The 1,196-nt window shown below is 38.1% G+C and carries 1 protein-coding gene; it reads right to left on the bottom strand.

Annotation, left to right across the window (positions count from 1 at the left end; genetic code table 11):
- Positions 1-120: 120 nt before the first annotated feature.
- On the bottom strand, positions 121-1,056 hold the full coding sequence (locus E7C97_RS09490; RefSeq protein WP_316109074.1) for a bifunctional oligoribonuclease/PAP phosphatase NrnA: 936 nt from the start codon (positions 1,054-1,056) through the stop codon (positions 121-123).
- Between the last annotated feature and the right edge of the window lie 140 nt (positions 1,057-1,196).

Raw genomic sequence — 1,196 nt, 5'->3', positions numbered from 1 at the left:
TTCTGGATGGATATCTTTTTTCATTTTGCAATATTTCCTTTCTGCCATGGTCTCTTTGCGAGCCATAGATTGTTACCATACTAGTCTATCAGATTCTGATAAGTTTGGCAAGCTTTTTATCTATTTTTTCAGTAAGTTTTTTAATTTTTGGTAGATGACTTCATTTTCCTCTAGGCTATAGGAGTTAGCACCACTTGCAAGTGGGTGACCTCCACCATCATGTTCTTTTGCAACACCATTGATTGGAACGAATTTACTGCGAAGTCGAACGCGATAGTGGCCATCTGCTTGTTCCACAAATATTCCCCAAAGATTAACTGTATCGATACGGCCTGGAGCTCCAACAATGGCTGCTGTTTCAGAATCTGTTACTTGATATGTTTTTAGAATTTCTTGAGTCAGTATGACACGTGCGACACCATTTTCATCAACTTCTAGGTGATCATAGACATAACCTTGAAGTTTAGCAATTTTAAAGCTCATAGTGTCCATTTTACGTGTTAATTCAGCATAGTCAAAGTTATGTTCTCTTAGTTTACTAGCAATTCGAAGGGTACGAGCAGAAGTAGACGGATAAAGGAAACGACCGGTATCGCCAATAATTCCAGCGCAGAGCATTTTAGCAGCGTAGTCGGATAATTCTAGGTTAGTTGCTTCAGCAAAGAGAGCAATCATCTCACTGGCACTGCTAGAGTTGGTATCTACCCAAACAAGATCTCCATAGACTTCGTCATTTGGATGGTGATCAATTTTAATAATGGTTTCAGCATTAGTATAACGTTTATCATCGATACGAGCGGTATTTGCTGTATCACAGATGATAGCAAGCGCACCTTGATAATCCTTGTCTTCTACCTGATCCATCTTTGTAAGCCATGTTAGGGTTGGCTCATCATAACCAACTACCTTGATTTTTTTTTCTGGGAAATGGTGTTCCAGAAGTGCTTTGAGTCCAACCTGACTTCCTAAGGCATCAGGATCTGGTTTCATGTGACGGTGAATGATGATGGTATCGTATGCTTTAATTTTTTCTAAAATTTGATGGCAAATTTCCATAAGTGACCTCAATTCTTTCTTATTTCATTGTAGCACAAGAGTTTTTATTTTTAAAATGAAAAAGATGTGATATAATGGAGAAAGATAAATTGAGGAGGACGATATGGCATTAGCAAAAATTGTATTTGCCAGTATGACCG

The sequence above is a fragment of the Streptococcus sp. genome (assembly GCF_032481935.1).
Taxonomy (GTDB): Bacteria; Bacillota; Bacilli; order Lactobacillales; family Streptococcaceae; genus Streptococcus.
Note: the sequence above shows the minus strand (reverse complement) of the source record. Positions and strands in the feature narration are given on the sequence as shown.